This window comes from Pantoea sp. RCC30.1 (genome assembly GCF_058148845.1).
In genome coordinates this window covers 19,636-40,059 of the sequence record NZ_JBXUHX010000033.1, presented here as the reverse complement: position 1 = coordinate 40,059, position 20,424 = coordinate 19,636, and the positions used below count along the sequence as shown (strand labels likewise).

The 20,424-nt window shown below is 52.1% G+C and carries 18 protein-coding genes; 5 read left to right on the top strand and 13 right to left on the bottom strand.

Annotation, left to right across the window (positions count from 1 at the left end; genetic code table 11):
• Positions 1-38: 38 nt before the first annotated feature.
• From AC2LB6_RS20905 to gspG, 13 genes are all read right to left on the bottom strand, one after another.
• On the bottom strand, positions 39-1,931 hold the full coding sequence (locus AC2LB6_RS20905) for a lytic polysaccharide monooxygenase (RefSeq protein WP_490094970.1): 1,893 nt from the start codon (positions 1,929-1,931) through the stop codon (positions 39-41).
• 242 nt (positions 1,932-2,173) lie between these two features.
• Complete coding sequence (locus AC2LB6_RS20900; protein WP_490094969.1) at positions 2,174-2,662, bottom strand: type II secretion system protein; 489 nt, start codon at positions 2,660-2,662, stop codon at positions 2,174-2,176.
• Position 2,663: 1 nt separating this feature from the next.
• Positions 2,664-3,011, bottom strand: a complete 348-nt coding sequence (locus tag AC2LB6_RS20895; RefSeq protein ID WP_490094968.1) for a type II secretion system protein — start codon at positions 3,009-3,011, stop codon at positions 2,664-2,666.
• Complete coding sequence (locus AC2LB6_RS20890; protein WP_490094967.1) at positions 2,998-3,474, bottom strand: type II secretion system protein; 477 nt, start codon at positions 3,472-3,474, stop codon at positions 2,998-3,000. Before AC2LB6_RS20890 ends, AC2LB6_RS20895 begins: the two co-directional genes overlap by 14 nt.
• Positions 3,474-5,237 carry a secretin N-terminal domain-containing protein gene (locus AC2LB6_RS20885; RefSeq protein WP_490094966.1) on the bottom strand — a complete coding sequence of 588 codons (1,764 nt, stop codon included), beginning with the start codon at positions 5,235-5,237 and terminating at the stop codon, positions 3,474-3,476. The genes AC2LB6_RS20890 and AC2LB6_RS20885 overlap by 1 nt, the downstream gene beginning before the upstream one ends.
• 116 nt (positions 5,238-5,353) lie before the next feature.
• Positions 5,354-5,866, bottom strand: a complete 513-nt coding sequence (locus tag AC2LB6_RS20880; protein WP_490094965.1) for a hypothetical protein — start codon at positions 5,864-5,866, stop codon at positions 5,354-5,356.
• Positions 5,863-6,381: a hypothetical protein gene (locus AC2LB6_RS20875; protein WP_490094964.1), complete on the bottom strand. Its 519-nt coding sequence runs from the start codon at positions 6,379-6,381 to the stop codon at positions 5,863-5,865. Before AC2LB6_RS20875 ends, AC2LB6_RS20880 begins: the two co-directional genes overlap by 4 nt.
• Positions 6,365-6,880, bottom strand: coding sequence for a hypothetical protein (locus AC2LB6_RS20870; RefSeq protein WP_490094963.1), 516 nt, complete (start codon positions 6,878-6,880; stop codon positions 6,365-6,367). Before AC2LB6_RS20870 ends, AC2LB6_RS20875 begins: the two co-directional genes overlap by 17 nt.
• Positions 6,877-7,584, bottom strand: coding sequence for a hypothetical protein (locus tag AC2LB6_RS20865; protein WP_490094962.1), 708 nt, complete (start codon positions 7,582-7,584; stop codon positions 6,877-6,879). Before AC2LB6_RS20865 ends, AC2LB6_RS20870 begins: the two co-directional genes overlap by 4 nt.
• On the bottom strand, positions 7,568-9,199 hold the full coding sequence (locus AC2LB6_RS20860; RefSeq protein ID WP_490094961.1) for a GspE/PulE family protein: 1,632 nt from the start codon (positions 9,197-9,199) through the stop codon (positions 7,568-7,570). Before AC2LB6_RS20860 ends, AC2LB6_RS20865 begins: the two co-directional genes overlap by 17 nt.
• Positions 9,199-10,368 (bottom strand): type II secretion system F family protein, encoded by a 1,170-nt coding sequence (locus AC2LB6_RS20855; RefSeq protein ID WP_490094960.1) that lies wholly within the window; start codon positions 10,366-10,368, stop codon positions 9,199-9,201. Before AC2LB6_RS20855 ends, AC2LB6_RS20860 begins: the two co-directional genes overlap by 1 nt.
• Positions 10,369-10,376: 8 nt before the next feature.
• The gene (locus AC2LB6_RS20850) at positions 10,377-10,832 is read right to left on the bottom strand and encodes a lytic transglycosylase domain-containing protein (protein WP_490094971.1); all 456 of its coding nucleotides are present in this window, start codon (positions 10,830-10,832) and stop codon (positions 10,377-10,379) included.
• Between the two features lie 2 nt (positions 10,833-10,834).
• The gene (gspG, locus tag AC2LB6_RS20845) at positions 10,835-11,254 is read right to left on the bottom strand and encodes a type II secretion system major pseudopilin GspG (RefSeq protein ID WP_490094959.1); all 420 of its coding nucleotides are present in this window, start codon (positions 11,252-11,254) and stop codon (positions 10,835-10,837) included.
• A 269-nt stretch (positions 11,255-11,523) separates the two neighbouring features.
• Between gspG and AC2LB6_RS20840 the strand changes: the two genes are divergently transcribed.
• The 5 genes from AC2LB6_RS20840 (at position 11,524) to clpX (ending at position 20,355) form a co-directional block, all read left to right on the top strand.
• On the top strand, positions 11,524-13,434 hold the full coding sequence (locus AC2LB6_RS20840) for a glycosyl hydrolase family 18 protein (protein WP_490094958.1): 1,911 nt from the start codon (positions 11,524-11,526) through the stop codon (positions 13,432-13,434).
• A 617-nt stretch (positions 13,435-14,051) separates the two neighbouring features.
• The gene (locus AC2LB6_RS20835) at positions 14,052-16,307 is read left to right on the top strand and encodes a M60 family metallopeptidase (protein ID WP_490094957.1); all 2,256 of its coding nucleotides are present in this window, start codon (positions 14,052-14,054) and stop codon (positions 16,305-16,307) included.
• 378 nt (positions 16,308-16,685) lie between these two features.
• A complete protein-coding gene (tig, locus tag AC2LB6_RS20830) occupies positions 16,686-17,990 on the top strand; it encodes a trigger factor (RefSeq protein ID WP_490094956.1) in 1,305 nt (434 codons plus the stop codon).
• Between the two features lie 335 nt (positions 17,991-18,325).
• On the top strand, positions 18,326-18,949 hold the full coding sequence (gene clpP, locus AC2LB6_RS20825) for an ATP-dependent Clp endopeptidase proteolytic subunit ClpP (protein WP_003850496.1): 624 nt from the start codon (positions 18,326-18,328) through the stop codon (positions 18,947-18,949).
• Between the two features lie 134 nt (positions 18,950-19,083).
• Entirely contained in the window at positions 19,084-20,355 is a 1,272-nt protein-coding gene (clpX, locus tag AC2LB6_RS20820) for an ATP-dependent protease ATP-binding subunit ClpX (protein ID WP_003850494.1), read from the top strand.
• Positions 20,356-20,424 lie beyond the last annotated feature (69 nt).

Genomic DNA, 20,424 nt, shown 5'->3' with positions numbered 1-20,424 from the left:
GTTATATTCCGCCCGTCACGCGGACGGTGTTTATGCCTTTATTGCTCTCTCCAGGCAGGGGCCGTGCCTGGTGCATTGTTCTGACCGATCCACTGACTCGCTCTCCAGGTTTTGCCAGCATGGGTAACCAGGTTACCGCTTTCGTAAACCATCGTAGACATCCACGCGACCGGTTTAGCATTCTCGTACAATTTCCAATCGCTGCCTTTACCCGGTTCAGACTTCGTCCAGTTACGGGCGATGTAGTTAATGCCATTCCAGCTTACTGTGTTTCCGGCGGAGTAAGTTTTGCCGGAAACCCAGGTCGCATAGCTGCTGGTAGCTGGCTCATCTTTTGCGGTGACTTTCAGGGTAGTGATACCGGTCGCGGTACGCTGGCCGTTATCCAGCTCAGCGGTCACTTTTACCTTATAATCGCCTGCCTGCAGACCGGTACTGACAGTGCCATTCTGATCGATACCGGAGACTTCACGGCCCTCTTTGAGCAGCGCCCACCGGTAGCTTACGCGACCCTGATCGTAATCAAAGTTGGCTTTTGCCGTGAACTTTCCACCTTTATCCGAAGCCATGTTCGCCGGGCCGGTTGGAGAGACTTCTGGTGCAATTACGCTGACTTTCAGTGTGGCTTTACCTGCATGGCCATTGGCGCTGCTGCCCACCAGTTCGAAGGTGGCCGTTGCGCCGCCTTTCACGCCACCAGCAACGCGGATCTGCGTTGTTGCCTGGTTTGCCGGGCTTGCGGTGATATGTGTATCGCCTGCGATATGCTTCCACTGCCAGTTAACACCGGCTTTGTCGCTGCTACCGGTCACGGCATAGTTGTAGGTGGCGCTGGTAGTGGCAACTGGAGAAATGGTATAGCGGTCAAGCGTAATCACCGGGGTCTCCGCATTGCTCACGATTTCAATGGCATAACCGTAGATGCTATTGCTGACGAAGACCTGGTTGCTCAGTGGAAGCTGTTCGTTGAAGCGAATGGTGCCATCAGACTGTTTTTGACCAATCTGCAGCTCATTGCTGTGATCGCGATTCAGTAGTTGACCCAGTTCAACAACCCACTGGTTGTTACTGATGTTCTGTGCGGTGATCGGCTGATTAACGTCAATCAGGTTATCGCCACGGGTTCCACCCATCAGGCGGAAACGGACTTTTTCACCCACGGCTGGCTTGTGGGCCTGGGTAATGAAGTTGCCTTTTTCTGTCCAGCTGCTCTGGATGGTTTCCTCTTCTTCACCCCCACCAGCCGGCGCTTCAGAGCCGTCACGGGCTTTGATATTCACGTCGCTGCATTTATAGAAACCTTCCCCTACAGGATCGATTCGCTGCCAACGGGTAAAAATGATCGCTTTGCCCACGCGGTCTGCCGGAATGGTAACGTTTACAGTATGACGAACGCTAGGATCACCGGCGGCAATATCGAATTTCTTCAGCAGTTCTACGTCATCCCAGCCCAGCGCTTTTTTCGTGATGTCGACATCTTTCTTGTTGATATAAAACTCAATGAAGGACGGAGTGTGTCGCGCGGTATAGTAGTAAGTCATGCCGACCTGACCATGACTGTCAGGCTGGATGATCGTGGCAGTCCAGTCTGCACGCGGCAGATTAAAGCCCGCGTAGCCCGGGTTACTGCCGCTGCAAAGCATACCATCGCGAACATCAGTTTGAGTTACCGCGTGCGGGGGTTTGGCAAAACCAGTAAAACCATTCCAGTTGACGAACGTATTTGGGCCCGCAGGACTGTTTTCAAGCGCGGCTCTGCAGGCGGCGCTCTTCATCGAGCCCGGATTCCACATGCCGCCCTGGTTATTGCATTCCCATTGACGGGCTCTGGGGTTTTCCATTGCGCCATGGCCAAATGCCGGGCCCGACAGGGCGGATACTGCGAGGCTACCCATTACGATAGCCAGAACTTTTTTCTTTGTAGAAAGCATAAGCGCTTACTCCTTATTCAGATTGAACCAAAAATAACGGAGTAACGGTAACGATCCAGGGAGAAAAAAGGTATGAGATGATAGTTCTATGCATTAAGTAATTTCTATATATTGGCTAATATGAAGAAAAATATTGTCAATTTGTACAAGACTCTCTCTGGGCTGATTGGTTTTTATGGGGAGCTGAAGCGGGTGTCAGAGTGCACTGAGCATCGGAAGAGTCTGCGCGGGCTTTTATTTATTCACCGCCCGCAGGCCGCAGGCAGAGGAGCCTTCGGATCGGTATCAACCTTAAATGCCCAATCATAATAGCTACTGGCCTTTGAAAACGTTTCGGCATCGTGACTGAAACCCACTTTACGGCGCGGCTTACCGCTACCCTGGCTGCGCACACCAACCCAGCGCCCCTGCGAGTCGTAAATAGCCCCCCACGTTTTATCGTTTGTTAATGGATCAATCCAGACCTGACGAAGGTGATAGCGCGGTGCGGGTCCACGTTTGTCGATTAACAGCTGTTCAACGCGCACGGGAAAACAGCCGTTGCCTGCGGCGCGGTAGGCGGTAATCGCCGCACGATATTGATCACCGCGAAACAGCAGTTCTGCCTCCTGCTGTTCCGTGTGGCGCATCTGCACGTCCTCCTGACTTTTCAGCAGCGACAACGCCAATGCCGACATGGCGACCAGCAATAACAGATAGGTGAAACCACCTTGCCGTTTACTGTGTGGCATATTAAGACCCTCTGGATGAGCCGGCAGGCGCTGTAACATCGAGTATCTGGCCATTATTGTCGGTTTTGACTTCCCAGCTATCACGGCTATTGGTGACCGGATCCAGCGGCATTTCCCGCAGATAGCCCGCTTCAATCAGTTCGTCCATGCTATAGGGCCCCACAATGCGATCGCGACGGAAATGGTCGATAGCGTTGCGCAGGGTATTCAAATTGTGCGTCTGCACCACCTCTTTGGCCTGGTCCGCCTGCTGGAAGAAACGCGGCGCGACCAGCGTCAGCAATGTTGCGATGATCGCCATGACGACGAGCAGTTCAATCAGGGTGAATCCTTTTTCACCATTGCGCATAGGGCACTCCATTCAGGCCGCTGCCATTACTACTGCTACTGACGTCAAACACATCTTTACCGCCACCGCTGAAGTCACCCGGTGGCTGCGTTGAAGCCCGTAGTCGCCAGGTATCCTCTGCCCTTCGACCCGGGCAGTCACACATCGGATCTCTGGGTATTCGTCGCAGGAAATAAAGGCGACTCCCGTTGGGGTTAGTGACATCGGTTGCGCCTTCAGTCAGCTGTTTAAGCGTAGGGGGATAGCCCGATTCGTTGGCTTTCTTCTCAATCTTCCCGTCCTTGCCAGCCTGATACCAGGCGTCGATTGCGGTACGCAGGGTACGGAGAGACTCCCGCAACTCTGTCTCATGCTGCTGCTGGTGATAGCGATGTATCAGCGGTGTGGCAGCCGCAGCTAAGGTAGCGAGGATTGCCAGTGTCACCATCATTTCTATCAAAGTAAAACCACGCTGGCCGTTCATTAATGCGATCCGTTCAGCGCTAAAGTGTCATCCAGTACAGGTGGTGGCAGGGTGCTGGTGCGTGCCGGAAATTGTGCAGGAGGCGCAAGCTCTGGCGCAGTGTAACGCTGCCCGGTATCCGACTGCGGCAAACTGCGAAGCTGAATGCTGTCGCCAGTGAGGTCGTCAGTGCCCATCTCAATGGTACTGATATGGCTGCCCGGCAGATCGAGGTTGTGGTCGATGGTCGGCGTGATCAACAGCACGACTTCGGTTCGCTGCTTATTGTGGGATTTGCTGCCAAATAGTCTGCCGATAACAGGAATACTGCTCAGTACCGGGGTACCGCTATCAATGACGCTTTCTTCCTGTTTAATCAGGCCAGCCAGCATTTGTGTCTCGCCGTTCAGGCTGCTTAACGTCGTATTCGCCTCGCGCTTATTGGTGCGGTAGTAGACTGTACCGTGCTCGCCCCTCTCTGCCGTGCCCAGGCTACTGAGCGTAAATTTCACGTCCATCAGGATGTTGTTATCCACGCTGATGTCCGGCGTGACCTCAAGCTTAAGCCCGACATCCTGATACTCGACTTTTTGCTGAGAGAAACCGTCCTGCACATTACTGGTCAGAACCGGGATCGTTTCGCCGATATCAATCTGCGCTTTTTTGTTGTTTTTAACGCGAATACGGGGATTGGCTAATACCCGGGCGTTCCCCAGTACTTTTCTCAGGTCAACGGACATGTTTTCGATATTAACCCGCACGTTGCTGCTGTTGATGCCCTTAAGCGGTATTCCGCTGCCTTCATTCTCAGCGCCGCTAACGAAACCGGCACTGATTTTTTGCGGCAGGTTAATGCCCAGCGCTTCGATATCGCTGGAGTTCACTTCCAGCACCTGAACGGCGAGCGTTACTTCCGCCTCTGGACGGTCAAGAGTAACCAGCAGTCGCTCAGCCTTCTCCACGGTCTCTTTTGGACCACGCAGACTGACGGAGTTGGTGCGTTCATCAACGTGTATATCCTTTAATTTTAACATGTTGCGCAAGGCTACGTTGACATCCTTAGCTTTGGCGTATCCCAGAAATACGGTTTTCACTACGATGTCCTGATACATCTTCTCTTTTTGCTGTGTGGCTGGGTAAATCAGCAGTGTGTTGCTGTTCAACACTTTCCTGCGCAGGTGGTTAGTCAGCAGCATCAGGTTAATGGCATCTTCTGCGGTAGTATTTTTAGCAATCAGCGTCGCCGTCGTATTCGGTGGGACATCCTTATCAAAGATGATGTTTACGCCTGTCATCTGGCTAATTGTGTTAAAGATGGCAACCAGGCTATGCTCGCGAAAATTGAGAGAAATACTCTTTTGTAGCTCTTTATTAAGGTGATTCTCCGGCTGGTTAATACGGGTAATCTCGCGCAGCAGATGATCGCGAAGCTCCCTCGCCTGGGGCCAGTTGGGATCTTCTTCCAGTACCTTTTGAATATTCTGTAAGGCCAGTTCCGGGTTGCTGTGGGTATTATTCACCGCATCTTTATAAAGCGTGTCCAGCACACGGCGACTATTTATTTTCCGCAGCCCCTGAAGAGCAATAAAGTTTCCTGGCTCATATTTCAAAGCGTTCTGCCATTGCTGTGAAGCCAGCAGGTAGTTGTTTTTACGGATAGCGAGGTCTGCGTTTTTCAGGTGGCTGGCGGCCAGCTTTCTCGAAATGTTCGCTTTTTCCGCCAGCAGATTGACGTCCTGAGGCGCGGTGATACGTTGCTGGTCAACCTCCCTGAGTCGCTGCATCAATGCCTCAGGTTGCTCAATAGCGGATGAGTGGGCTGCAGGCATTTCATTTTTCGCACAGCCGCTTAGCAGGAAGCAGAATAAAATGGACGCAGTAATGGGCGTGATTTTCATCATTATTGTTTAGGCTCCGATTGCAGCTCTCCAAGCTCCAGCCTTTGCTGCGCATGGGTTGACTGCCATTCAAATAGAAGGTGGTCTTTCTTCACCGCTGTTAATTTCCATCCTCTAACCGGCTCGCTACCGAGCCAGATTTTTCCAGACGCTTTGCACTGTCTGCAGACGGGCCAGGTTTCGACACCGTCGGTCAGGACAATGATGCGCTGGTGACCGCTCCACCATGCGCCCAGCGCATGAAGCGGCAGGTCAGGCGCGGTCGGTTCAGGCTTCGCCTGCTCAACCGGCATTGCCTGCTCCGCTACGGCGTCAGGCTTTGGCGACGGAAAGAGATCGATTCGCTCTGGCCGGGGCGTGGAGGCCGGTGCTTCAGTCTGTTTTATCTGGTGCGCCGTGACGGGACTTATCATCTGGGGTGTCACCGGCGCAGAGTCATCATCACTGAAATGACTCCATACCACGGCGACGGCGGTGGCCAGGAGCGCAACCTGGAGGTAACGAGGAAGCTTCATAGCGTCGCCTTCAGCAGGCGAAGGCGAACCGTTACGCTGAGTAGGCTTTCCAGCGGTGAAGCACGCTTCAGGGTTATTTGCTCAATCTCCAGCGGCAGGGTTCGTGCCAGCGCTTCCAGCGACTCAACCAGCGGCAGATACTCGCCTTGCAGGGGAATATCCAGTAGCAGAGCGGGTTTGGCCGCGTTCTTATCCAGCTGATATCGGCTGGCTTCCACGCGCAAGCCACCCTGACTGAGCCTGTCGAACACCAACCCGACCAGCTGATATTCACTGGGTGTTATGTGGCTCTCCAGCGCTGGCTGCTGGCTATCCAGTGGCACTTGAACGCGCAACTGAGACTGGATTTTCGCCAGGCTCTCCTGCTGAGCGGTGGTATGCGGTATCTGCACGCCCAGCCAAAAGGCCAGCAGTCCGCATGGCAGGGTGCTCAGCAGCAGTGGGATACGTCCTATGCGCCCGGAAAGGATCGCTGCGTGCCAGCGCAACACTGCGCCTCTATCTTTTAGGGGCATGGTGATCCTCCGCGCTGAAACTGACGTCAAGCGTGGCGCTTACAGCCCAGCCGTTTTCAGTGCTTTCTGTGGGACGATGGTTTTGAAGCGCAACGTGCGCGGGAAGCTGCTGCAAGCGCTGGCTGAAAGCCATCAGGGCATTCAGGCTGGTGGCTTTCACGGTCAGATGAACATCGCGTTTTTCAGGGGCGATGTTGATGCTTATCAGAGCGATCTCAGACGATAGCTCGCTGCCCACACTGTCCATCATGCGGATAGCCGGCGGTATCGCCGTTAACTGATGAGACTGACGCTGGCGACGCAGTTGCGTAGCCTGAAGTTGTTGCTGCATGCGCTGGTGAGCGGCAAGTTGCTGTTCTGCCTGGGTGAGTTGATACTCAAGATGCTGCTGGCGTAGCGTTTCCCGCATGACTAATCCGGCGACCGGCAGACAAAGCAGGCCAGTTAGCAGCAGTACCCGTCCCGCCCAGGGGGGAGCAGGTGAAAACAGTGGTGTCATACCCCATTCTCCTGAGGCGTAATAATCTGTAGCTCGCCTTCTTCAGTGTTCAAAAGGTAGTGAGGGCAGTCGGTCATACCGCTGAGTCGTGCAATGACGCGCAGCTGGGTAACCGTCTCCTGTTGAGGCAGTGAGATAGTGCTGACCTCATGCCAGGCCCGATTGATCCGGCTGGCGATGCGGCATTGATGCGCGCTGATCGTGATAAATAGCGCTTTCTCCGGAAACGTAAGGCGACTGTGTTTCAGCAGGCGTTGAAAGGGGGTTTCGATACCTCGAAAGCGCAGTTTCTCCCGACGGGCCAGCGCCTGAAGCCTCTCCCAGCAGGAATGCTGTACCCCTGAAACCAGGGCAGGTTGCTGCCAGCACGCTGACTCAAAACGCATCATCCAGCCACCTTTCTGCAGAGCGGCGCTGTCATGTTGCATGACCTGAAGCTGTGCCAGCTGCAGAAGCTCCTGCGGCGTTGCCACACCGGGCTGCCAGGGCACAACCATTAGCATCAAATCGTCAGTATCAACGTTAAATGCCACACTATCGTGCCACGGAAACGAAGGTGAACGCAGGCGAAAGAGCATACTGAGAGCGGTATCCAGCGTCTCACCGGCCACGCGTTCGTGCCTTGCAATCACTTTTTTACCCATGCGCAGGCGCAGCGCATGGGGCCAGATATCACACTCCCATGCCTTAGTGAGCGATAACACGATTGACTTCCTCGAGGGTGGTTTTACCTTCCGCAACAGCACGGAGTGCGATAGTGGTCAGCGGGACAAAGCCATCGTCCAGCGCGACCTGTCGAAGTTGACGAACCGACGCTCTGACTAGCATGGCTTCTTTTATTGCATCGCTGAAATGCAGAACTTCAGCCAGCGCCAGTCTGCCGCGGTAACCGCTGTGTCGGCATGCATCGCAGCCACGCCCTCGTCGCCAGCGGGGTGCCAGTGAGCCTAACCGTTCAGACTGCCAGGCATCAGGCATCGCGTCTGGCTGTGGGGCATCTTCACCGCATTCAGGACAAATCTGACGGACCAGGCGCTGCGCGACGACGCCGTTCAGGGCGGCGATCAGGCTGGCGGGTTCGACCTGCATATAAAGAAAACGCTCGAGCACACTGAAGACATCGTTAGCGTGGACTGACGAGAGCACGACGTGCCCGGTCAGAGAAGCCTGAACGGCAATGCCTGCCGTTTCGCCATCACGTATTTCACCGACCAGAATAATATCCGGGTCGTGTCGCAGAATGGCTCTCAGGCCACGGGCAAAGGTCAGTCCCTTTTTGTCATTGACCGGGATCTGCAGCACGCCATTGAGCTGATACTCCACGGGATCTTCGATAGTGATGATTTTGCTTTCCCCACTGTTAAGTTCGCTGAGCGCAGAGTAGAGGGTGGTGGATTTGCCACTTCCCGTCGGGCCGGTTACCAGCACCATGCCATGGGGAAGATGAGTCAGCTGCCGAATCGCCTTGAGTGTGTGTTCATCAAAGCCCAGCGTTTCCAGCTGGATATTCTGATCGTGAGATTTATCCAGTACGCGTAGCACCGCATCTTCGCCGTGAATACCGGGAACGATAGATACGCGGAAATCAACCGGACGCTGCAGTATTAAGGCTTTAAAGCGACCGTCCTGCGGAATACGCCGCTCCGAAATATCCATGCAGCTCAGAACCTTGAGTCGGGATATAACCTGTTCGGCTTGTTGAATACCGGCGCAATGCCGGATGGCGTGCAGCACGCCATCAATGCGATATTTCACCATGAGGCCATCGGCAACGGCGCTAAGGTGGATGTCGCTGGCACGGCTTTGCAGCGCGTCAAACAAGGTGGCATTGACCAGTTTGATGACCGCATGAGGCTCGCTGGCAATGGCTGCGGGTGTAATCTCCAGCCACTGAATGTCGCTGCTTTCGTCGCTGCTCTGCTGTTCAAGCTGATCGAGCGTTCTCTGCTGTTTGCTAAGCTCGTCCAGCCGGGCGTTCAGCCAGGAAAGCGAGAGCAGTGCAGGCTGCGCATTCATGCTATAGGCCCATTGGCGCTGCGTCAGGGAGAATGGATCGGCCAGTGCAACGTAGAACGTTTTGTCAATCAGCAGCGGGAGCGCGCGATAGCTGAGGGCCTCGGTCAACGCCAGGCGGCTAAAATCCTCATTTTCTTCGGTGACGCCGACCGCCGAAAGAGGGATCATCCCCAATGCTTCGGCTGTATCGTGCAGACGTTCAGGGAAATGCTCCAGAAGTGTCGCCAGCGTCTGACAACGTTCCTCGACACACAGCTTCATGAGCGCGTCGACGCTGCCGATAGACGCGGATAAATCGGTCATTATTGCAATCCTCCTGCAAGCTCGAAGATGGGCATATAGAGTAAAAAAACGACCAGGCCGACGATGCCGCCCACCACAATCATCAGAACCGGTTCGAAAACTTTGCTGAAGGTTTCAATCGCGCGTTCCAGCGACTCGTCGTAAAACGCGGCGATTCGCTCGCACATGGCTGGCAGTTCACCACTGCGCTCGCCGACCTGCATTAAACGGGTGGCGACTGGCGTGGTCAGATTCTGAGCTTCCAGCATGCGGGAGAGCGATTCGCCCGCTCCGACATCGCGAATGACCTGCTCAATTTGCGGGCGGTGGCTCTCAGGCAGGACGTCCCGGCTAAGCGTCAGCGCCTGCGGAACGGGTAGGCCGCCCTGCAGCAGCAGTCCGAGGGTGCGGTAAAAGCGAACCAGTATGGCTAACTGGTGTTTCTGACGTAGCTGAGGAATCTGCAGCAGCATGTCGAGTAAACGCTTACGCAGGCGAGGGCTTCTTACCGCCACCACAATTCCGGCAATAGTGGCGGCACAGCCGGCAATCAATAGTGTGCTGTGGTTTTGCGTCAACTTGCCCCACCAGAGAATTAATTGGGCGCTGGATGAGGGATCTTTTATGCCGTCAAACACCACGGAGAAGCGCGGAATAATAAAGCCAAGCAGGAATACCAGTATCGCCACTCCGGCGGAGATAACGATAGTGGGGTAAAGCAGCGTGGCTTTAATGCGTTTGCGCAGTATTTCCATCCGGGTTTCATAATGCTGGAAGCGGGTCAGAGCGATCGGAAGATGGCCGGTTTGTTCTGAGGAGGCCACGGTATTAATCAGCAGCGTCGGAAATAGCGCAGGCAGTGTCGACATTGCCTGTGAAAGCTGGGCTCCCTCATAGAGTCTGTTCATCAGCGTATCGAGCACCAGCGTTGCAGTGCTGTCCCGGCTGCTTTCGCGCAGAGCTTCAATGGCTTCAACCACGACAAGTCCGGCTTCAAGCAGGGCGATAAGTTCCTGCAAAAATAAACTCAGCGGAAAGCGTTTATCCCTACGTGCAGGGCGTGCATGTACCTGCAGTACGATGCCGCCTTTTGAAGTGACGCGAAGAGCGGCATCGTCGGCTGAAGTCGCAAGCACTGACTGACTAACGCGTTTACCCTCGGTGAGGGTGATAACAGTATAAGATTTCATTCTGCCAGTTATGAGTGGCTCCGTTGCCTCTTAAGGCGGGCATAATGCGGAGCTACTTTTTTTATATATTGTTGACGGAGCGCCCGGCGTTTAGGTGTATTCGCCGTGCCAGCGTTATAGGCGCCGACAGCGTCCCAGGTATACCCGAACCGTTGAATCTGACCGGCCAGAATCCATGCTCCGGTCATAACACTCTGGCAGGGATCATTGAGCAAATCTTTCTGACTAATACGAAATTTCCACAGCGTATCAAAGTGGCTGCTATTTATTTGCATCAAACCAACGTCAAATGACCCATCGCGATTTTTATTGATTGCTTTGGTGTTTCCATTCGACTCCACAATCGCGATAGCTTGTAATAGTTCAGGTTCGATTCCGTAGCGCGCTCCCGCATCTATCCAGCAGTTAGCCCGGGCGGAAAATAACGGGAGCAGGAGCATTAATAACAATCCAGCGCGTAACATCATCAGAACCCATAAGTAATGACTTTATCGCCTTTACCCATAGAAGTAATATCGACGTCATTAATAGAACCTTGTTCTCTTGTTGGGTTATGCCACTGATAAGCCTGACCCCACGGATCCAGTGGCACCTGATGGCTTAGGTAAGGTCCTTTCCAGTTTTGAGCTGAAGCGGGTTTTTCCGTTAGCGCCTGCAGTCCTTCTGATTCATCAGGATAGCGCCCCACATCAAGGCGATATTGCACCATCGCATCCGCAATTGCGCGCATCTGACGCTGGGCAGTTTTATCTTTTGCCGAGTCAATATTAGAAAAGACCTTAGGTCCGACAAATCCAGCCAGAAGCGCAATGATCATCAGGACGACCAGCAGTTCGAGCAAGGTAAACCCCCCTTGCTTGTGTAGCATCCGGGTTTGAATATTCATTTAAATACCTCTTCATCAGAGATGCTGTTAAGTGAGGAAAGGATTTTTAATTAAATAGAGTCAGGGGGGAAGGTACGGCTTCTTTTATTATTTGAGAATAGGAGTGGGGGGGTTAAGGAATTTCTTATCATAATCTTTTTAAGATACTTCTTGTCTGATTTACCTCATTTCTGAAAGTAAAAGAAAATATCCCCAGAGATTTTTTTAAAAGAGGGCGTAATACTAAATGCAGTAAAAATATTGTATTCAATAAAAACATAGGATATGTAATGAAAAAATTAACGTTACCTCTTTTAATCGGCGGTGCCCTCCTGGCACAGTCGGCTTTTGCTGCGCAGGGGCAATACGCGGTTTCTTATCTGACTTCCTGGGGTGGGATCGGTGCAGGGTCTGTTGAGACCCTTAAAGATGTTAAAGCCAACACGCTGCTGCTTTCATTCGGAGGCTGGGATGCGAACGGTAACATTTCCAGCTCTGATAATATTGTTAGCATGCCGACCTACGATCCGTGGTACATCCAGGCCTCCGCTTACAGCGGGTGGAGCGGACTTAAGCTGGCCCATCCAGGCATTAAAATGATGGTCGCCTTCGGCGGTGAAACTTATGAGTCCATGTGGGCTTATCTGGCTTCCCCACAAACGCGCGAAAATCTGGCACAGAATCTGGTCAAAATGCTGCAAACCAATTACCCGGTTTACCAGAAGAATCTGAAGCCTGAAGAGATGAGCGGCCAGTGTCTGCACACCAACTGGTCAGGTGCGTGCGATATGGGCGTCAATCAGCTGGCGGGAACCGTACAGCTCGACGGAATCGATTTTGACTTTGAAAAAGTGGCGCGTCTGACGCCAGAAGAGAATGACAATGTGCTGGCGGTAGCAAAGCGAGTGCGCGAGCTGCTGAACGCTTCTGGCAGTAAAAAACTGATCAGCCTGACGACCTATCACGTAGGGGCTGACCCGGTAGAGTGCCAGTCCAACACGGTCACTGAAAACTGCTCATTCACCGAATCATCGCGCTCCAGCCATCACGGTGAAGTCCTGCCGCTGCTGACCCAGGGCAAGGATGTTTTCGACTTCTTTAACGTTATGGCTTATGACGCCGGTCCAAACTTTAAATATGACGTAGCGATGGCCAACTACGCTCGCGCCGTGGGTGATAAGAGCAAAATTGTCCTCGGCCAGACGATTAACTCCCAGTGGGGACCTGAAGGGCGCTTTGTAGAAAGTCGTCAGACTAACGTTAACCGTGCGGGATGGCAGGCAGAAAACGGTTATGGTGGTTTCTTCATCTGGACGCTGGGTGCAAACGACCAGCAGACGTCCCTTGCCCAGCAGGTAGATTACTTCAACGAGATGAAAGAGCGGGCTGACCTGATGTCCGGCGATCAGGCGGTTCCGGATGTGACCTCCCCAACGGCCCCGACCGGCCTCAGGGTGATGGCAAACGACAAAACCATCATGCTGGTGTGGCAGCCTTCAACCGATAACGTGGGCGTGAAGAGTTATTCTATTCTGCGCAACGGCTTGCCGGTAGGCTCAACAACTGATACCCGCTGGACTGACACCAACGTAGAGCTGGGCGGCGTAACGTATCGCTATACCGTTAAAGCACGTGATGCGGCAGGCAATCTCTCTGAAGACAGTAATCAGGTGGAAGTGAAAACGGCTCCGGCTCCTGAGGCCGAGTCTGTGGCCCCTGCAGCGCCAGCCGGCTTGAGCCTGATCTCTGCCGGTGAAACAAACCTGAGTATTAAATGGAAGGGTGTTGCCGGTGCGGTAAAATATCAGGTCCTTCGTGATGGCATTAGAGTCGGCACGCTGGCGGGAACCCAATTTACCGATACGGGTCTGAAAGCCGCGACAACCTATAGCTACACCGTAGTGGCTGAAAACGCTAAAGGACAAGCGTCGCTGGCGAGTGCAGCATTGAAGGTTAAAACGCAGGCCAGCGCGGTTGAGCCGGCTCCAGCTCCAGCACCGGTTCCAGCACCGGCTCCAGCACCGACTCCAGAACCCGCTCCAGTACCTTCGCCGTCAGAAGCCTGGAAAACCGGTGTGAACTATAAACCGGGCGATATTGTTACCTATAAAGGCAAAGAGTATCGCTGCCTGCAGGGACACCCATCAATGGCACACTGGACGCCAGAAGCAACGCATTCCCTCTGGCAGGTTATTCGCTAACGATTTAACTGCGGGCCAGGCCTCTGCCTGAGTGCAGAGGCCACCGGACAAGTTATCGGAAAACGCGCGATGAAATATTTCAGCGTTTTGTTCTGAGATGTTCCGGTCTTTTCTGTTATTGCCTTAGCTTATCCAGCTAAACCAATACTTAAAATGATATATGGCCGGGTAATATTTCAGATTCTCAGTGCGGTAATATAAATCTTAGTGCAACGATTTATTAAAAGAGAAGTTCAGGCAGGCGTGGACAGCAATCTTTCTGTAGTAAAAGGTTGATTCAGGATTCATGCAGCATCAGACAAAAGGTGTGGATCGCCTCTTAAATAGCAAATGTCTTTTTTACTCATTGCGCGTCACTATTTGATATGGCGAAAACGGTTATGAGATAAAGGAGGGCTGAATAGCTTTTTATTCATTCGCTGAATCAGATCGGCCATTTAGTACTTTCCTCTGTCTCAGCAGGCGTTTCTGTATCCTGATATATTCTGGTGGGTTTGTTGCTATAGCGGCACTATAGTAAAAGGCCGTGTTCAGAGTGTAATTACCTGTAATGCAATATATTTAATTAATATCATTTTTTATTTTAATGACTAATTCAAAGGTCTCATTGTAGCACTATGAAAATAAACAAAATAACATTAAGTGTTGCCCTTGCAATGTCATTGGGGGCTTCTGTATGGCAGGCCAGTGCTGCCGAATCACAATGGTGGCAGCAGTATGGTAACCAGCCGGGTTTTAAAGAAGGCCTGTCTGCGATTGGCTATGATTATGATCAACTAGGAAAAAACAGCAGCCAGGTGATAAAAGACTCCGGCGACAGCCGTACCCCGCTGTTCTGGCTGAAGCGTTCAATGGAGATGTACCCGCCCGCCACGCCCAATCACTATAATCTGCCGATAGTTCACCATGAAACCCGAGACTGGACGAACAGTCTGCAGGCAACTGTGGGCAGAGGGATATTCTTCTTTACACGTACTGCTGCAGATGCGGGTCAGACAGTAACGATCTCAGCGGGTGCCATCCCCGCAGGCGCGACCTGCTATGCCGTTACCGGGAATGGTTTTAAAAATACAGATACCATGTTTAAAAACCAGGTTGAGCTGGCTGCGGGAAAAATTACCCAATATACATTCAGCGAGCGCGGGGTGTTATTATTAGGTTGTGGCGATACGGTTAAAACACAACGCGACGTTACGGTTCCCCTGACGGTCACGGGCGGAAAAGATAATCATTTGTTCATTCTTGGGCAAAATGTTCAGGATGACTGGGAAAACAGTAAAATAACGGCCAGACATTTTGGTTTTTCTTATTTATTTGATGGCAGAGCCAATACGTTGGTTCCCAAAAAGATTGTTGATGTCACCCCGGAAAATATCAACACTGTGCTTGGCGAAAATTTGCAGGTCTCTGCGTTGTATGAAAAATTAAATGGAATGGATGGCTCTGAAGAGATATTCAGATCAGGGCTGGGATCACTTTTTTATAATTATGACACATGTTGTTACGCCACTTACCGGCGAGGGTTTACCGGTGTTGGTTTCAGTTCATCAAGAATGAATACGGATGATTGGGGGATGTGGCATGAAGTAGGGCATTTACATGAACCCATGCATGAGAATGTGTGGGGGCCGTTTTCGGAAATCCAGGTCAACCGCTATTCCTCAGAAGCCTGTCAGCTGATAAGAGGAAAGCACTATCCTCTCAACAAGTGTCATAGCGGTATTACGGAGGAAGAGGGGAACTGGGACAAAGATGCCGTTGTGAAATTCATCCAGTCTGGCCCTCATTATGCCGATTTTACGAAAATAACAAATTTGTTCCGTAAGCTGGCCTTCTTTAACTATCTTCGTTTCAGCTATGGTGAAGACTTCTTCCCAAAAGTAAATCAGGCGCGACTGCGCGCTATTTACGCGGCGCCCGGTGAGGATATGGCTGCTAAGAAGCAATATGTCATGCATGGAACCCAAAAGGTCTATGATTTCAGCGTAGTGGCTTACAGCCAGGCTGCAGGATACAATCTGCGGAATTATTTCCTGCAATGGGGGATGCATTTCAGCGAAGCGGCAGGACAAAAGGTCGCGGAAATGCATTTACCGCAGCCTGGCGAAAAATCGGATGAAACGTCGAATCTGGCGCCTGAGCTTAGCGTGAGCCAGGACAACATTGTTGCCGTTGCCACGTTTAATCACGGTTTTGCCTACAGTGTGACGGCGAAAAGCAATCGTGACGATGTTATTTACAACTGGTCGCATATTTCGGGAGACCAACGTATTTATGTCAGAAACAACAAAGCTGCGACGGCAGAGTTTGTTATCCCGAAAGAGGTGAAAAATGTCACGGCGCGTTTTCAGGTCACGGCCAGTAACAGCCATGGCACTACGACCAGATTTGTTGATATCACCAGCGTCTCACCGGAAGTGACCATTACCGGTCCGGTCAGCATTTCTCATGATAAGCCTCAGCAGCTGAAAGCGGCGGCTAACTTCCGGGAAGCGACTTACCAGTGGATCTTGCGTAAGAATAACCAGATTGTTGAAAAGGGTATTGATGCTTCAGGCCAGATAAAAGCAGGTCTGGTTGCAGGGCGTTATAGCGCGGAGGTCACAGCAACCAGCAGTTTGGGATTACGTCGTGCAGTGTCTGTTCATGCCTTTGAGGTGGAGCCTTCTGAGGTACACGCACCCGCACCACAACCTCAGGCACCAGAGTGGAATGCAGGAACAGCATACAGCACCCCTTGTACCAGTGTCTTATGGAAGGGGAGCGTGTGGAAAAATGGCTGGTGGACAAGGGGGGTAACACCGGGTTCAGATGGCCAATGGGGTGTCTGGCGAATGGTCAGCTCCAGTCAAATGCACGGCGCATGTAAATGATATCTGGCAGATCATGTCTCCTATTAAGATCAAGGCCATCTGGCCGGTCGGGGAGGGGTTGAGAAGAATAAAAACGGGCGCTCATAAGTTCCCGTTTTTATCAGGCATCCGCATATCGGATTCGTTTTGAAAATGATGTCAGGTTCATCAACGCAATCAGGTACGTGAGATCAGACACGTGGTGAGTTAGCATCCTCGACTCATTCCAGCGATGCCGCTATAATGCTGCGTCTATTTTTCCTGAATGTCTTCGGGACGCTTCTGGTAACAGGGATCAGGTTCTCTTCACGGAAGCCGTCCCGGTTGTTGGATACGGCGCATTTCACTATGTGTGGTGTCTGAAGTTGACCGAGCACGTGATTTTTTTGAGGTAACAAGATGCAAGTTTCTGTAGAAACCACTCAGGGCCTGGGCCGTCGCATTACGATTACTGTTGCAGCTGACAGCATCGAAAGTGCAGTAAAAAAAGAACTGGTTGACGTTGCCAGAAAAGTCCGCATCGATGGTTTCCGTAAAGGCAAAGTGCCTATGAACATCGTTGCGCAGCGTTACGGCGCTTCTGTCCGTCAGGACGTGCTGGGCGAGCTGATGACGCGCAACTTCGTTGACGCCATCATTAAAGAAAAAATCAATCCAGCTGGCGCACCAAACTACGTGCCAGGCGAGTACAAAGAAGGTCAGGATTTCACCTACGCGGTTGAATTCGAAGTCTATCCGGAAGTAGAGCTGAAAGGCCTGGAAAACATCGAAGTCGAAAAACCAGTGGTTGAAGTGACTGATGCTGACGTTGATACCATGCTGGACACCCTGCGCAAGCAGCAGGCCAACTGGATCGAAAGCGACGCTGCTGCAGGTCCGGAAGATCGTGCCACTATCGATTTCAACGGTTCTGTTGACGGTGAAGAGTTCGAAGGCGGCAAAGCCTCTGATTTCGTTCTGGCAATGGGCCAGGGCCGCATGATCCCAGGCTTTGAAGAAGGCGTTGTGGGTCACAAAGCGGGCGAGACTTTCACTATCGACGTGAAATTCCCGGACGACTACCACGCAGAAACCCTGAAAGGGAAAGATGCGAAGTTCGAAATCGTGCTGAAGAAAGTTGAAACGCGCGAACTGCCAGAGCTGACTGAAGAGTTCATCAAACGTTTCGGCGTTGAAGATGGTTCAGTTGCCGGTCTGCGTACTGAAGTGCGTAAGAACATGGAGCGCGAACTGAAAGGCGCTATCCGTAACCGCATCAAAACTCAGGCGATCGACGGTCTGGTTGAAGCTAACGAAATCGACGTGCCAGCTGCGCTGGTTGACAGCGAAATCGACGTTCTGCGTCGTCAGGCTGCACAGCGTTTCGGTGGCAACGAACAGCAGGCGCTGGAACTGCCACGCGAACTGTTCGAAGAGCAGGCTAAACGCCGTGTTGTTGTCGGCCTGCTGCTGGGCGAAGTGATTCGTACCCACGAGCTGAAAGCTGACGAAGCACGCGTAAGCACCATGATTGAAGAGATGGCTTCTGCGTATGAAGATCCGCAGGAAGTGATCGAGTTCTACAGCAAGAATAACGAGCTGATGAACAATATGCGCAACGTCGCGCTGGAAGAGCAAGCGGTTGAAGCGGTCCTGGCGAAAGCTAAAGTGACCGAGAAAGAGACCAACTTCCAGGAACTGATGAATCAGACCGCTCAGGCCTGATCACGCATTTAACCGTCTGTGCTAAGCCCGTGACTGAAAAGTCGCGGGCTTTTTTGTGTTTTGCGTACAGAACGCCACACTTCGCTGCTATTTGTTTAATTAATCGGCAAATTATTCACGCATCGCTTTTTCGAGGTTAGCGAACAGGGAAAAGATTGTTATGCTTGAAACATGCGTGCAGCATCCCCAGATAGTGGGAGTATGCAGAAATGAGAGTGAGGCTGGCTGATTAACCGTCCTGAAGGTGTCGGAAAAGGTGCGACGTGGAGTTTCCCGCGCGTCTTACGTAGAATCGGTACAGAATGTTGCCAATGAAATTTATCCAGGAGACGGTAATGTCATACAGTGGCGATCGTGAATATACTGCACCGCACAATGCGCTGGTGCCAATGGTGGTTGAACAAACTTCGCGTGGTGAGCGTTCTTACGACATCTACTCCCGTCTGCTGAAAGAGCGCGTCATTTTTCTGACTGGCCAGGTTGAAGACCACATGGCTAATCTGATCGTGGCGCAGATGCTGTTTCTGGAAGCTGAAAACCCGGAAAAAGATATCTATCTCTACATCAATTCACCAGGCGGTGTGATCACGGCCGGTATGTCGATCTACGACACCATGAAATTTATCAAACCGGATGTCAGTACTATCTGTATGGGACAGGCCTGTTCAATGGGTGCGTTCCTGCTGACGGCGGGTACCAAAGGCAAACGTTTCTGTCTGCCAAACTCACGCGTAATGATCCACCAGCCGCTGGGCGGCTATCAGGGCCAGGCGTCAGATATTGAGATCCATGCGCGCGAGATTCTTAAAGTTAAGCAGCGTATGAATGAGCTGATGGCTGAGCACACCGGTAAAACGCTGGAAGAAATCGAGCGTGATACTGAGCGTGACCGTTTCCTCTCTGCAAGTGAAGCGGTAGAGTATGGATTAGTCGATTCAATTCTGACGCATCGCCAATAAGACCCGACTTACCGTTGTCCCTGGTCTATAGTTAACAGGACAATGGTACTATTATGGGTTGAATGAATTTCGGCCGTCTTTGCACGGCCAGAGCCGTACGCGGGTATGGCCTGAGAACAAGAAGAGGTTAACTGATGACAGATAAGCGCAAAGACGGTTCAGGAAAGTTGCTGTACTGCTCTTTTTGCGGCAAAAGCCAGCATGAAGTGCGAAAGCTGATTGCCGGGCCGTCAGTGTATATCTGCGATGAGTGTGTTGACCTGTGCAACGACATCATTCGCGAAGAGATTAAAGAAGTTGCCCCGCATCGTGAACGCAGTGCGTTGCCAACCCCACATGAGATTCGCCATCACCTTGATGATTATGTCATCGGTCAGGAAAGAGCGAAGAAAGTGCTGGCGGTTGCGGTTTACAACCACTACAAGCGTCTGCGCAACGGTGATACCAGCAATGGCATCGAGCTGGGCAAAAGTAATATTCTGCTGATTGGTCCGACCGGTAGCGGTAAAACGCTGCTGGCAGAAACACTTGCACGCCTGCTGGATGTGCCATTCACCATGGCTGACGCCACCACGCTGACTGAAGCCGGTTATGTGGGTGAGGACGTTGAAAACATCATCCAGAAACTGCTGCAGAAGTGTGACTACGACGTACAGAAAGCACAGCGCGGCATCGTTTATATCGATGAAATCGACAAAATCTCACGTAAGTCTGATAACCCGTCGATTACTCGTGACGTTTCAGGTGAAGGCGTACAGCAGGCTCTGCTTAAGCTGATTGAAGGCACCGTCGCTGCCGTTCCGCCGCAGGGTGGACGTAAGCATCCGCAGCAGGAGTTTTTGCAGGTTGATACCTCGAAAATTCTGTTTATCTGCGGCGGCGCATTTGCCGGCCTGGATAAAGTGATCTCCCAGCGCGTCGAAACCGGATCGGGTATCGGCTTCGGTGCAACTGTAAAAGGGAAATCGCAGAAAGCCAGCGAAGGCGAACTGCTTTCACAGTGTGAACCGGAAGATTTGATCAAGTTTGGTCTCATCCCTGAGTTCATCGGTCGTCTGCCTGTTGTTGCGACCCTGAGCGAGCTTAGCGAAGAAGCGCTGATTCAGATCCTGCGTGAGCCGAAAAACGCTCTGACAAAACAATACCAGGCGCTGTTTAACCTGGAAGGCGTTGAGCTGGAGTTCCGTGACGAGGCGTTAACCGCCATTGCGAAGAAAGCGATGTCACGTAAAACTGGTGCACGTGGTCTGCGTTCCATTGTAGAAGGCGCGTTGCTGGAAACGATGTATGATCTGCCTTCCATGGACGACGTGGAAAAAGTAGTGATTGATGAATCAGTTATTGAAGGACAGTCTGAGCCAATGTTGATCTACGGTAAGCATGAAGCGCAGGCATCTGGCGAATAATTAAACAGATCGTCCATGTAGTAATAACAAAAAAGGGGAAAATGTTTCCCCTTTTGCTTTTCTCGCCTC

Bases quoted from the DNA above. Each gene is read 5' to 3' on its own strand.
- AC2LB6_RS20905 (WP_490094970.1), bottom strand. From the start codon at position 1,931: ATGCTTTCTACAAAGAAAAAAGTTCTGGCTATCGTAATGGGTAGCCTC.
- AC2LB6_RS20900 (WP_490094969.1), bottom strand. From the start codon at position 2,662: ATGCCACACAGTAAACGGCAAGGTGGTTTCACCTATCTGTTATTGCTG.
- AC2LB6_RS20895 (WP_490094968.1), bottom strand. From the start codon at position 3,011: ATGCGCAATGGTGAAAAAGGATTCACCCTGATTGAACTGCTCGTCGTC.
- AC2LB6_RS20890 (WP_490094967.1), bottom strand. From the start codon at position 3,474: ATGAACGGCCAGCGTGGTTTTACTTTGATAGAAATGATGGTGACACTG.
- AC2LB6_RS20885 (WP_490094966.1), bottom strand. From the start codon at position 5,237: ATGCAGCGACTCAGGGAGGTTGACCAGCAACGTATCACCGCGCCTCAG.
- AC2LB6_RS20880 (WP_490094965.1), bottom strand. From the start codon at position 5,866: ATGAAGCTTCCTCGTTACCTCCAGGTTGCGCTCCTGGCCACCGCCGTC.
- AC2LB6_RS20875 (WP_490094964.1), bottom strand. From the start codon at position 6,381: ATGCCCCTAAAAGATAGAGGCGCAGTGTTGCGCTGGCACGCAGCGATC.
- AC2LB6_RS20870 (WP_490094963.1), bottom strand. From the start codon at position 6,880: ATGACACCACTGTTTTCACCTGCTCCCCCCTGGGCGGGACGGGTACTG.
- AC2LB6_RS20860 (WP_490094961.1), bottom strand. From the start codon at position 9,199: ATGACCGATTTATCCGCGTCTATCGGCAGCGTCGACGCGCTCATGAAG.
- AC2LB6_RS20855 (WP_490094960.1), bottom strand. From the start codon at position 10,368: ATGAAATCTTATACTGTTATCACCCTCACCGAGGGTAAACGCGTTAGT.
- AC2LB6_RS20850 (WP_490094971.1), bottom strand. From the start codon at position 10,832: ATGTTACGCGCTGGATTGTTATTAATGCTCCTGCTCCCGTTATTTTCC.
- gspG (WP_490094959.1), bottom strand. From the start codon at position 11,254: ATGAATATTCAAACCCGGATGCTACACAAGCAAGGGGGGTTTACCTTG.
- AC2LB6_RS20840 (WP_490094958.1), top strand. From the start codon at position 11,524: ATGAAAAAATTAACGTTACCTCTTTTAATCGGCGGTGCCCTCCTGGCA.
- AC2LB6_RS20835 (WP_490094957.1), top strand. From the start codon at position 14,052: ATGAAAATAAACAAAATAACATTAAGTGTTGCCCTTGCAATGTCATTG.
- tig (WP_490094956.1), top strand. From the start codon at position 16,686: ATGCAAGTTTCTGTAGAAACCACTCAGGGCCTGGGCCGTCGCATTACG.
- clpP (WP_003850496.1), top strand. From the start codon at position 18,326: ATGTCATACAGTGGCGATCGTGAATATACTGCACCGCACAATGCGCTG.
- clpX (WP_003850494.1), top strand. From the start codon at position 19,084: ATGACAGATAAGCGCAAAGACGGTTCAGGAAAGTTGCTGTACTGCTCT.